General features: G+C 58.4%; 8 protein-coding genes. 4 read left to right on the forward strand and 4 right to left on the reverse strand.

Annotation, left to right across the window (positions count from 1 at the left end):
• Positions 1–219 precede the first annotated feature (219 nt).
• Entirely contained in the window at positions 220–1,437 is a 1,218-nt protein-coding gene (locus EDF58_RS23985) for a DUF2252 family protein (protein ID WP_347812911.1), read from the forward strand.
• Between the two features lie 35 nt (positions 1,438–1,472).
• Here EDF58_RS23985 and EDF58_RS23990 read toward each other — a convergent pair whose 3' ends face one another.
• On the reverse strand, positions 1,473–3,329 hold the full coding sequence (locus tag EDF58_RS23990) for an AsmA family protein (RefSeq protein ID WP_132270113.1): 1,857 nt from the start codon (positions 3,327–3,329) through the stop codon (positions 1,473–1,475).
• A gap of 472 nt (positions 3,330–3,801) precedes the next feature.
• Between EDF58_RS23990 and EDF58_RS23995 the strand changes: the two genes are divergently transcribed.
• Positions 3,802–5,331 carry a glycosyltransferase family 39 protein gene (locus tag EDF58_RS23995; RefSeq protein WP_165921561.1) on the forward strand — a complete coding sequence of 510 codons (1,530 nt, stop codon included), beginning with the start codon at positions 3,802–3,804 and terminating at the stop codon, positions 5,329–5,331.
• A gap of 816 nt (positions 5,332–6,147) precedes the next feature.
• Here EDF58_RS23995 and EDF58_RS24000 read toward each other — a convergent pair.
• A complete protein-coding gene (locus EDF58_RS24000; RefSeq protein ID WP_132270117.1) occupies positions 6,148–6,504 on the reverse strand; it encodes a hypothetical protein in 357 nt (118 codons plus the stop codon).
• A gap of 1,421 nt (positions 6,505–7,925) precedes the next feature.
• Between EDF58_RS24000 and EDF58_RS24005 the strand changes: the two genes are divergently transcribed.
• Entirely contained in the window at positions 7,926–8,648 is a 723-nt protein-coding gene (locus EDF58_RS24005) for a DUF1508 domain-containing protein (RefSeq protein WP_132270118.1), read from the forward strand.
• A 703-nt stretch (positions 8,649–9,351) separates the two neighbouring features.
• Positions 9,352–9,528, forward strand: a complete 177-nt coding sequence (locus EDF58_RS26015) for a hypothetical protein (protein WP_165921562.1) — start codon at positions 9,352–9,354, stop codon at positions 9,526–9,528.
• A 371-nt stretch (positions 9,529–9,899) separates the two neighbouring features.
• On the opposite strand, the gene uraH is transcribed toward EDF58_RS26015, so the two are convergent.
• A complete protein-coding gene (gene uraH / locus EDF58_RS24010) occupies positions 9,900–10,298 on the reverse strand; it encodes a hydroxyisourate hydrolase (protein ID WP_132270120.1) in 399 nt (132 codons plus the stop codon).
• A gap of 282 nt (positions 10,299–10,580) precedes the next feature.
• On the reverse strand, positions 10,581–12,053 hold the full coding sequence (locus tag EDF58_RS24015) for a phytoene desaturase (RefSeq protein ID WP_132270122.1): 1,473 nt from the start codon (positions 12,051–12,053) through the stop codon (positions 10,581–10,583).
• Between the last annotated feature and the right edge of the window lie 27 nt (positions 12,054–12,080).

The raw sequence follows: 12,080 nt of genomic DNA on the forward strand, positions 1-12,080 counted from the left end.
GTATCCTTAGCTCGCATGTTTAAGACTTGCCCGCGCCAGATGGATCGAACGCTGCTCTCGTTCAAGGGGCCGCTCGGTTATGCTGTTGCCAAGGGCCGAGGTCTCCGTGATTACCTGCGATCGGCGGCGTGCGTTCGGACTGCCGCCTTGAGCCAGCCGGGGATGAGCTAAATATCCCAGGTTCTCCAGCTGGCTCTGAGGCGAGCGGAACTAGCGGTTTTGTTGCTCGTTCATTGCGCGATGAAGAATTTTGACCCAGCACAACGCCTTTCCATCCTGCACGCCCGCAGGGATCTGAAGATGGCCCGCTCTGCACATGCATACGTTCGAGGAAACACGCTGCGGTTCTATGAATGGCTGGCGGACACAGCGTCTGCACGGGTCATTCCCGAAGGGCCACCGGTGTGGATCTGCGGCGACTGCCACCTCGGCAATCTGGGCCCGATCGCTGACGGCAAAGGCAAGGTCGCCATCCAGATCCGCGACCTCGATCAAGCGGTGATCGGCAATCCCGCCCACGATCTGATCCGTCTGGGTCTTTCGCTGGCAACCGCTGCGCGCGGTTCGGACCTCCCAGGCGTGATCACGGCGCGAATGATGGAAGAGATGATCGAAGGCTATGAACGCGCCTTTGTATCCCCTGACGATGAAGGAATGGCGTGCGAGGAGGAGCCGGAAGTCGTCCGCACGGTCCGCCGCCGTGCCATCAGTCGCAAGTGGCGGCATCTCGCGAAGGAGCGCCTGGAGGATGTCGAGCCGGCCATTCCGATCGGCAAGCGTTTCTGGCCGCTAGACGACAATGAGCGGGACGCTTTGCGCGAGATCGTGATCCACCCGCCAGTCAGCCGCATGATACTCTCGCTCGACCGCAAGGGAGAGGACCGTAAGCCGTTCATGGCGGATGCGGCTTACTGGATGAAAGGATGTAGTTCGCTCGGGCTGCTTCGGTTCGCCGCAATTGTCGGGCTCAAGGGGCGCGATACTATCGATTATTCACTGATCGATCTCAAGGAAGCGGTCGATCCTATCGCTCCCGCGGCGCCCGGTGCAACGATGCCAAGCGAACCGGCCCAGCGCGTGCTTGCGGCTGCTCTTGCGCTTTCACCCCATCTCGGTCAGCGTATGGCCACGGCGCGGCTGCTTGGTCATTCGATGTTCGTCAGGGAGTTGATGCCGCAAGACCTCAAGATCGAGGTCGAGCAGTTCTCGCGGACCGAGGCGCAGAAGGCGGCACGCTATCTCGCGCATGTCGTGGGCAAGGCCCATGCGCGCCAGATGGACGATGGGGTGCGCAGCGATTGGCTGCACGTTTTGAGAAAAGGTCGTTTTTCGGGCCTTGATGCGCCGTCTTGGCTCTGGCGTTCCGTTGTCGAACTCGCCGCCCGCCATGAGGCAGGTTACCTTGAGCATTGCCGGGCCTACGCTTTGGCCAACTGAAGGGCCACTCCCAGGTCCCCGATACAGTTGGCCGTCTACTTTGCCAGTGCCGCGCGGATCAGGCTGCTACAATCGGCATCGGGCGCTATAGGCCCGGATTTTCCGCTGATCGCGCGCCCGATCATCTTGACGATTGCCCCCACCGATTTGGACTGCTTGGGCACGATGATCTCAGGATCACGGATCGTTCCGCTCACATTGATCGGGCCTGGAAAACGCAGCCCGGCATCGGTCTTGGGTGTGCCCTCCAAGGTGAGGGCAAGGCGCTCGTCGGGGAACGTAACCGTGCCGGTTCCACGCGATTGGCTTACGCTGGTATCGATCAGCAAGGGATTGGCAGTTCCTCGCCCGCCGCGCATATCCAGCTTGAGAATGCTGCAGCGCAAGGACGAACGGCCGGCATCGCCGCCCAGTATTCCTTTGCCGATATCGAAGCCGATCAAAGCGGCGATCTTGGAGGGAAGCGATCCCGATTTTGCCGCCAACCCGATCGAGCCATCGGCATTTCCCACCACTTCCCGGATCGTGCTGCCACTTCCCTCCAACCGAACCCGCCCGTCTATTCGTCCGGTCACCTCCGCACTTCCCCCGCCTGCGAGCGCGGAAATGTCGCTGTGCTTCAAGTCGAGGGAGAGCGTCACGCGCGGGACTGGCCTGCCGTCTCTCTGATCGACGATCGCCTTGCCGGTGATCTCCCCGGTTTTCATGCCGATACGTAGCGGCTCGACTGTCAACAACCGGTTGTCCAAGGTCAGGACGGCCGAGAGATCGGTGATTGAGGATGGGCGTCGTCCGCCGACCACACGATCGATGTTGACCGCGATACGGCCATCGGTTTTGTCAATTTTCCGGATATTGACCCGCGTGTTCGGAACCAGCCGCAAACCCTGCGCCTGTTCAAGTTTCAGGGCCCTGGCATGACCTTCATTGCTTGCCAGATCGTCAAAGTCGAGGCGGGCGAAGCGCAAGCGACCATCGAGCTTGGTTCGCTCGTCTTGCTTGAGCGCGGTCACAGATCCGGTGAGCGTGCTCGTTCCGATAGTTCCCCGCAGGGAACGGACAGACCAGGTCTTGTTTCTATGAGTAACGTCCGCGGCGAGATCGACCGCTTGAGTACCGAACAGACCCGCCTCAATGATCCGGTCGATCCGCTTCAGATCGTCCGCCCGCGCCGTCATTCGAAAATCCATGTCATCGAAGCGAAGCGGCCCGGCCATCTTGCCTGAAGCATGGATAGCCAGCGCCGTGCCCTCGATCCTCGCATCGAAGGGCCATGGCTGCGCGGTATCCATTACCCCGCCCTGGATCGCCACCCGCACCGGCGCGCCGTCCACTTGCCCGGTGCCTTTTGCCGCGAGCCCCTTCTCGGGTGTGACTTGAACCGAAATGGAAAAGCTGCGCTTTTGAAGACCATCGCGGTAGGTAATTAGCCCATCCTCGACGTTCGATACGGTCATTCCCGTGCTATTTCCCGCCTTAGCGCCCGACCCCGGCTGCTCCCAATTCTTTCGCCCATCCTCGCGGCGCACCAGGTTCATCCTGACGCCTCGCGCCGAGAGAATGTCAGCGTCGATCTTCCCGGTCAGCAGTGACAGGGCATGCAGCCTAAGCCGCAGGAGGCCGATCGTCGCCATATCTCCAGAACCTGCCCATTGGGCCTGCGGCACGCGAATGTCTGCCATTCGCATTACCGGGTTCAGGGAGAAATAGTTTTCTCGGTCCATCGACGCGATTGTGACCGGCCTCCCTATCTTGTCGCTGAGCAAGTGCTCGACCGGGTTCTTGAGCCACGAGACCGGAAATGATGCAACCAACACAAGCAGTGCGATCAACGCGGCCAATGCTGCGAGGGAGATCTTGAAAGCGATGCGTTTTACAGAGCCGCGAGTCATCGTCTGTGGACGAGTGGTAGCGCGAAATGTTCCCGCGCGGTGCACACCGACCTTAAGACAGCACAGCTACCGAGAGCCTGAGCGAACATGACGGATGATCCCCGCTTGCCGCTGGCGCACGGCCAGGGATTGAATTGAGTGTCTCGGCAGCGGGGACCAGTCCGGGCATAATATCCCCGCGACGATCACGATCTTCATGAATACTCAAGAACGCTCGCAGCTCGGGCCGAATTTTGCAGCGGCGCGCGTTGCACCCAAACCCGCCGCACCCTTTCGACGCATTCGCAAGCAGAACAACGCAATTGCGTTAACGTCCGAACCATCGGCAGGCCTCCTGAGGGGAAGCTGGCGTAGATGCAATGCATTACCCGAAGCTATGTTCGCCGTGCTCCTTGCCTGGCTCTTGAGATAAGCTGCTTTTCTATGCAATTCCGGGATATAGGTTGTTTCGGAAAAGGCAGTGCCCGAGGACATGGCAATAACGACTAAACCTGATCGGGCGCCTGTCGATCTGGCGGCCTGCGTACCGGCGCTGCTAGTGTTCATTGCACATGCCGCTCTTGGCGCAAGATACGATCTGTTCCGTGACGAACTTTACTTCATCGTCTGCGGTCAGCACCCAGCCCTGGGTTATGTCGACCAGCCACCGGGGGTGCCCCTGATGGCCGCAGGGCTGTTCAAATTGGGACTTGGCGCCTGGGGGGTGCGGCTTCCTGCCATGATCGCGGCCGGGCTGCTCGTGTGGCTTTCCGTGCGGTTTGTTCGGCTCCTGGGTGGAAATTCCCTCGCCATGGCGCTTGCGGCGGTTGCCTGTGCGCTTTCGCCTATGCTGATGGGTCTTACCGCCACTCTCAACACATCGGCTTTCGATCCTTTGGGATGGACCGCTATCGCCTACTTGCTCACGAAAGCGCTTCGATCCGGGGACGACCGGGCGCTCTTGCTTGCCGGGCTGGTCGCCGGTTCGGCGCTCGAGATCAAATACGCCATGGCGTTCTGGTTGGTAGGATTGACCCTTGGCGTGCTCCTGACACCAGAGCGGCGCATTTTGCTGCGCCCGGCGTTATGGAAGGGCCTGGCTCTTGCAGCAGCGATCGCAGCACCCTCCTTCGTCTGGCAACTGGCGCACGGCTTTCCCTTCCTTGAGCTGGGCGCGGCTGCCAGAGGCAAAAACGCAGATGTGGCCCTTCTTCCGTTCCTGGCAAACCAGGTTTTGGTGATGAACCTGCTGCTAGCACCCTTATGCGCCGCCGGGCTTGTCGCACCCTTCGTGCTGGGCCGGGTCAGGGACCTGCGTTTCGTTACCATAGCGGCAGTCACCGTGTTCATCATCGTCAGGCTTGGCCACGGGAAGGACTACTACCTGGCCCCCCTCTACCCTTCGCTTTTCATTATCGGCGCAGTCAGCCTGGCGCCTCTTGCAAAAGGCGGGCCGGGCAAGGTCATCGCAGGCCTCGGGATCTTAACAGCAGTCATCATTTCCGCCGCTCTGGCGCCGATGGCGCTCCCAATCCTTTCGCCAGCCGCACTCGCTGCTTACATGGGCAGAATCGGCATCGCCCCTCAGCAGCAGGAACGCAGCTTTAAAGGCACCGTTCTGCCGCAGGTTTTCGCGGACCAGTTAGGCTGGCACGACTTCACCGATCAGGTCGAGACAGCGTGGCACCACCTTCCCGCCCCGCTGCGCGCGCAAACGGGCATCAAAGTCGACAATTACGGCGAAGCTGCAGCGCTCGACCTATACGGCAGGCACTTGCCGCCCGTTCTCAGCGGTCATAATCAATATTTCTTATGGGGAATGCGCGGCCAGCGCCCTCGCCATCTGGTAGTCGTTCAGGACGATCTGGCGGGACTGGAACCGTATTGCGAAAAGGTAACGCTGCTTGACAGGACCTGGTCACGATATGCGATGGCCTACGAAAACGGTAAAGTTATTGCACTGTGCGAGGGAGTGAGGCCTCCGCTCGAACAGCTCTGGCCGGAGCTGAGGAACTTCAGCTAGCTATCACCGTATAGACGAGCACGAGACGCCGGCGCTAGAGGGAATAATGGAGAATTGGGCCGGCCATGCCTGAATGTGGTGTTTTCGCGATAAAGCCGCCTTATGTCCTTTATCTCCGCCGACAGGAACCTTCAGGGGAATAGGTGCGAGCCGAGAATGCAAACGACACGGACACCGTGGGCCGCCGTGCAAATCGAAGCACAGGCATTCATAGGGGCCGCAATTTGCATCTTGGCGATCTTGCCGCAGGCAAGGTCACCCAAGGCCCTATCGACCGCATGCAAACGGCTAATGACTTCCACATCGGTTGCGCCAGGGCTCATAGGTTGCATCAAGCAGGTGCATCGTTTCAGGTGTCTTGATGCAGCCGGCTTACTTCAGCGCGCCAGCTACTCTTGAATTCAGCCTTGCAGTCAGCCGTGCTATCGAGGTGCACCTATTGCTTAGCGGATCAAGAGCAATATTCGCCCATCAAAATGCGGCAAGCAAATTTGGTTCTCCGGCAATCGTTTCGTTTTCGCCTACGCGCGTTGAATTGTGAAAAAACCGACGCGCAGCTACCCGCAGCGGCTGAGGCGTAAAGTCTTGCGGCGGCAGTGCGGCTAACAATATGCATTCTTCGAACGCAGCACTACCGCGCGCGGGGCGGGTAGCTCACCAATTGTCTTCTCCGCCGCCCTCTTAAAACAGGGTTACCTTGCGCGCTGGGCTGGCAGCGGTTTCGGGAGCATCATGGGAGCGACGGCCGGCGGCGCTGCTTCCGTACTCGAACCCTGCTTTGGGCTAGCAAATTCCTGTCCTGCGTGCCGCGGCCAACTATGGACGCCCGCTCGGTTTCCAGCCGGGGTCGCCCCCGCCGCCATGCTGGCCAGGATTTCGGCGCTCGGAGATCATGTCACTTCGCTCATTCGGATCTTTTTGATTGGGATCGTCTGCAGGCTGCGATGACACGGCGATATTGCCGCGTTGTTTCACGGACGGTTTGGCCTGGAGATTGGAATCCGCGTCCGCGTCGCGCTGCGACGGTTCGCCACTGCTACGATCGGGCCGGCCGCCATCGTCCGACTGGTCCGCGCCACGGGCTTCTGGGACGCTCGCGGCGTGTTTATCCTGTTGGTCCTCGCTAGCCGCCGCCTTGGGTTGCGAAGCTTCGCTCGGTGTTTGAACCTTCACGTTCGGTCTCCTTTAAAAGGAAACGGTCCCCGCCAAGCCAAAGTTCCGCCAGCTGAAAAGCCTTATCCCGCCGGTTATTCAACCCGTCCTTCCCGAGAAACTCTTGCGACGGTTCTCACCCAGCCTCGGCTGTTATGGCTTGACGCAATAGTTTCAGGTCCCTGCAGGGTCATGCGACCCTTCCCCCGATTGTTATGCGCAGCGGCCGGATAATTTCTGCTTCGAACGGTGTCACGGCCAGCAAAGAGGCCCTGCAGCTTCATCGCTGCAGGGCCTCGTCTCTTTCGTGAATCCGGCGCTCGGCACCGGTTTTCATCGACTCCTCGCGAAAGTGCGCAAAGCGCCGACACCTGCCGAACTAATCGTAGGCCTTTGTGAATAGTTCCAGCTGGAAACGAAAATTTGCGCTTTTGCCAAACTAAAGAGGCCGCCCCCACAAGAAGGAGCGGCCTCAAGAACCGGAGGGCACCGGTTGCCAAGCTACCGTGGGGACACACAGTCTAAGTTTCAACACCTCGAAAGCGAGATTGTTTCAGGCATCTGGCAATAAGGCGTGCTGGTGGAAAACTCGCCTCCGGTGAGCCGACCTCCAGTTCCCGAGGCGAGGCTGGCATCCGATATTCTTCGCAAGCTCCCAAACGCCGGTGCCGGCGCACCGCGGCATTTGAGAACTCTGCATCTCTTGCGCTTTGAATATCCAACGTATTTTTGTACCGCACTAGCTCCTTTGGCGCAGTTGCAACGCCAGCCTTAAAGCTCAACCAGAAATCTCAAATTCCCGCCGAGAGCTCGTCACAGGCCTGCCAACAAAAAAAACGCACCTTTCGTGCCGGGCGTCCGGGGAAAGGGGTTGCACCGGCGCCTCCATCGCGCTTCTGGCGAAGCTCGCCGTCATGAGCGGTCGGAAGTTCGCGCGCAGATGCTTGGAAAGGGGGTTTGGGGAAGCACCCGGTCTCTCTAGTCGCGGTACCGAGCGTTGCCGTCGAAACCGCCGTCGAGGGAGCATGTTACGCACATGTCCCTGTGGGCAGCACCGCGCTGGAAATGAATACGCAGATCCGACCTAATGGAAAGCGGTCCATAAACCCTTTACCCGTTGGGGAGACTTATGTCGCCAGCCGCATAAGCTAAGCACCAGCCAGGGGGTTGGCGATGGCGCGCCGCAGCCGTAATGCTAGACCTCCGCCTTTGCAAAAAGCACAACGTTTTGAACTTACACCGAACAGTATGATGTTAAAATGTTGAAATTTTGTCATGAATAAAATTAATCGATAATGATTTATATTCTTTTTTTAACGACATAGTATTTACGACTCATCTTGAAAATCGTTCCAAAACCCCCATATCCGAAACATCGCCATTTCCTTTTTTGAGCAAGAGGCGACCGAGAGTTGAGTGCTCCCGCTCAAGCGGTGACTCCAATGACCAGCAAATCTAGAAACCAAAGCAGCCCCTTTTCAGCTTTTTTTTCTGCAAGCGATGAGGCTGAGCAATTCGTACGCGCTCCCCGAGAGAAGGACGCTGAGTTAGTGAAATCGCCTGTTTGCGGCGCTAATGCCCAGCCAAGTGAAGAAACCACACTGGAGCGTCGCGTACTTGCTCATGAACGAATCCTACAAGCGCTTATCTGCGACTTGGCTGACGATGACCCTGCAATCTTCGAGCGATTAAACGCTCGCTTCGGAAATGGACATGATCTTGGAACTTACGAGCAAGATCACGTAACAACAGGCCACTACTGCGAACATTTTCTCCGTAGTATCGAACAGCGTCATGCGGCGCGACCTATGTACGTACCTGACGTCGCCTCAGCTTCGAAGTCACATAACGTCGCCCGCTTGGACAATCACGGCGCGCTACAAATACCTTCGGATGGCAATCAGTGGGAGCAGTGGGAGAATGAGGGCGGCTCCTTCACTCTTTCTTTGACGCCCCCAAGAAAGGCCTGTTTCAGTATTTTCCGAGCTGAACGCGTCATGCTAACTTCTACCCGGCTCGCTGGGGGTGATTGGCGATGGAACCTCCGGGCGAGTAACGGCGTATTGATAGCCCAGGGGTCTGGCTTTCGGACTGAAACAGAGTGTCTAACAGCAGTGAAATTTCTAAAAGAGAACAGTCAAAGCGCAAATATCTTCATCGACTGATTTCTCGAATATTAGTTAACGTCCGCAGCATCTGCTCTTGGACGCGTTCATCGAACGCTTTGGCTGGGCGGACATACTGTTCTAACTCGATCCGGCCACTGAGGGTGGCGGACCGGCTACGGCGCCGGCGCGTTCGATAGGGGTGACTTCGAGCGCCTGGCGGCGATCTTGGCCGGCGCGCGCGGCAACCTCCTTCTCTCGATCCAAATACGTTGGCGGTGCGAGATCTTCTCGGCATTCGAGATCAGGGACATTGAGACAACGAGGACGATCTCGAGCGAGGCGAAGAAGTCAATGAGCTGATCATCAGCAATTTTGCGCCTGTTTGGCAGAGAAACCGAACGGGCCGGGGAAGCGGGGCGGAATGGCACGGCTGTAGAGCAAATGTTCAGGCACAGGGCCATGCAATTGCCGGCTCTTCGAAAACTTCCTGCATGTAATCTGCCGGAGTATTGGGTCCGATAGAAACATCAGGGAACTGCAGAAGGGTCTACCCTGCGCTCGCCGTCTATTGACTTGCGCGCTCCGTTTAACCCCTTGATCGTTCGGCCTTCCACGCAATATTCCGGGCAGAGGCTTGCCTCGAACTGCGCATTTCAAATCGGTTCCGGTGCCCGGATCATAGCTTTACGGGAACCGTTGTTGAGGCTGGCGCGATATTCAAGGATAGAACCGTATCATCAAATCAGCAAAGGAGAGGATCATGAGCATCGAAGGCAAGGCAAAAGAGGCCGCCGGTTACGTCAAGGAAGAGCTCAACGAGCATGGCAAGTCCCCTGAGAGCCAGAAGAAGGCGCAGGAAGGCCGCGATCTTCGCAACGAAGGGCGCATCGAAGACGGTAAGGCTCCCAAGGGCTCGCAGCCCGGCACTGGAAATTAAAGACAATCTCCGCTTCGGCGGAGGTTTCTTTTATAGAAAAGGATCATGCCGCAAGCGGCATGCTCCTTTTCCGTTTTTAGCGGCACCGACAGATAGGGGGGCATCAGGCCGCACGGGCGTCTGGTAAGGCCGCTTCTGCGACAAACAATCGTGCGGCCGCTCAAACGCACTGCCTGTGCGGCAGACGGAAGAGGGCGCTGCGGCCTCGAACTCTCGCCCAACCTGGTTTCTGGGAATGGAACCGGGCTCTTCGCCGTGCACCGCTGACTATAGCCAGCAGGCCCGGTTTCGTAGGCACTGGCGGCAGCTCAGCATCGGCGCGCTTTATTCTCGGAACAGCGCCCTAATGATAGAGCCGCTTCTAGGAACGGTTAGTTCCCCCGGTAGGTCGAATACCCATAAGGGCTCACCGCCACTGGCACATGATAGTGGGCGGCTGCATCCGTGACGCGAAACACGACGTCGATTTCCGGAAAGAACGGCTCTGCGCCTGCGGTCCTATAGCCCCGCATATCGAACTGGAGCTTGTAGACGCCCGGTGCGAACTGCTCTTTGTCGCCAAAGGAACGCACCCTGCCATCGCTGTCCGTTTTTGCCTTACAAGCTTCGACCCATGTCCCCTGCCGATCGGAGCGATAGAGCACGACTGGTACATCCGCGCCCCCTGCCCCGCGGGTCAAGTCCAGAATGTGCGTCGAAATTTCGGCGGCGAGCCCCGGCAATGGTGTCAGTGCTGCTCCCATGATCAGGACTGAAAATAGGGCTTTCATTATTCGCGATCCTTTTTGTTCTCAGCAGGCGCTGGCGCATCAAGCTCGAAAGCGGTTCGCGGACAGCTGTCACTATCATGCACGTCATCTTCCAGCGGCGCTGACAAAGCCCATCCTGGCCTATCGGCGGCGCGGTATCCGCTGTTCCTGTGTCCCAAAACTTCCTGCGTGCCCATCCTCGCCCATTGTTTCTGCAGTATGGAGCTACTCAGACTGCTTCAAGCTATTCGATGTTCGCCGGCTGCAGGGCAGCCCCTGTGTCAAATATGTCGTGGCAAAAACTTACACCATCAAGGAGGCCGTGGCCTTAGCGCTTCCCACGACCCCTGGAATGCCGGCACCGGGGTGGGTGCCAGCTCCCACCAGATAGAGGTTGGGAAAGTGATCGTCCCGGTTGTGACCGCGAAACCAGGCGCTTTGGGTCAGGATCGGTTCCAAGCTGAAAGCACTTCCCATATGGGCTCCCAGGTCATCGCGGAAGTCGCAGGGGGTATAATGGAAGCAGAGCTCAATCCGCTGATCGATGTCGGGAATGAGAGTGGCCCGCAAGCGATCGATGATGATACGGCGGTACTCGTCTCCTTCAAGACTCCAGTCGATTGGCGCGGATCCCAGATGCGGCACCGGCGCAAGCGCGTACAGCGCGGATTTGCCGGCAGGAGCAAGACTTTCGTCACTGGCCCCCGGATTGTGCAGATAGATCGATGGGTCCTGCGGAACTTTGCCCTGGCAGTAAATGTCCTTCAGCAAGGGGCCGTAGCGATCCGAGAACAGGATCGAATGGTGCGCAATGTGGGGAAACGTTCCTTTTAGCCCCAGGTGGACGACAAAGAGGCTCGGCGAAAAACGCTTGCGCTTGAGGGATTTCACCCGGCGAGCGGCGTAGCTGGAATCTGCGATCAATGCGTAAGTGCCCACCACATCGCCGTTGCTGGCGATCTGGTCTGCTTCGAAGCAACGCCCGGACTTGGTAACTACACCGGTGACGCGGCCGCCCGAATGCGTGATGGTGTCCACCTTCTCGTTCAGCACCAGCCTCCCCCCTAGCTTTTCAAAGAGCACTGCGAGCGCGTCGATAAGCGCATTGGTACCTCCCTGCGCGCACCAGACGCCCCCCAGCTTTTCCAGGTGATGGATGAGGGCATAAACGCTGCTTGTCGTCATGGGATTGCCGCCGACGAGAAGGGTATGAAACGAAAGGGCCTGGCGCAGCTTTTCGTCATGAACGAAGCTGGAAACTGCCGAATATACCGAACGCCACGCCTGATAACGGGCAAGTGCGGGGGCTGCCTCAATCATGCTCTTGAAACTCAGGAACGGGACCGTTCCAAGCTTTACGTAAGCTTCGTCGTAAACGGCGCGCGAATAGGCAAGAAAGTGCTGGTATCCTGCAACGTCATTGGGATTCAGCTTGGCTATTTCGGCATCTAGAGCAGCTTGATCGCTGGAATAGTCGAAGCAGGTCCCATCGTTCCAGATCAACCGGTAGAACGGGTCGACGGGCCGCAGGACCACGTCATCGCTCATTGAGCGGCCCGACAACGCCCATAATTCGGCCAGGCACGACGGGTCGGTTATGACAGTGGGGCCTGCATCGAAGGTGTACCCATCCTGTTTCCAGCAGTAAGCCCTGCCCCCTGGCCGGTCCCGCGCTTCCACGATTGTGGTTGCGATGCCGGCACTCTGAAGCCGGATCGCCAGCGCCAAGCCGCCGAAACCCGATCCTATGACAATAGCTGAAGTCGCAGCAGGCATTAATGAATCCGCCGTATTCTTTTCGAT

The sequence above is a fragment of the Novosphingobium sp. PhB57 genome, from assembly GCF_004342985.1.
In the GTDB taxonomy this organism is placed as follows: Bacteria; Pseudomonadota; Alphaproteobacteria; order Sphingomonadales; family Sphingomonadaceae; genus Novosphingobium.

What these genes read in the sequence shown, in the direction of transcription:
- EDF58_RS24015 (WP_132270122.1), bottom strand. Translation starts at nt 12,053, where the DNA reads ATGCCTGCTGCGACTTCAGCTATTGTCATAGGATCGGGTTTCGGCGGC.
- uraH (WP_132270120.1), bottom strand. Translation starts at nt 10,298, where the DNA reads ATGAAAGCCCTATTTTCAGTCCTGATCATGGGAGCAGCACTGACACCA.
- EDF58_RS23990 (WP_132270113.1), bottom strand. Translation starts at nt 3,329, where the DNA reads ATGACTCGCGGCTCTGTAAAACGCATCGCTTTCAAGATCTCCCTCGCA.
- EDF58_RS26015 (WP_165921562.1), top strand. Translation starts at nt 9,352, where the DNA reads ATGAGCATCGAAGGCAAGGCAAAAGAGGCCGCCGGTTACGTCAAGGAA.
- EDF58_RS23995 (WP_165921561.1), top strand. Translation starts at nt 3,802, where the DNA reads ATGGCAATAACGACTAAACCTGATCGGGCGCCTGTCGATCTGGCGGCC.
- EDF58_RS24005 (WP_132270118.1), top strand. Translation starts at nt 7,926, where the DNA reads ATGACCAGCAAATCTAGAAACCAAAGCAGCCCCTTTTCAGCTTTTTTT.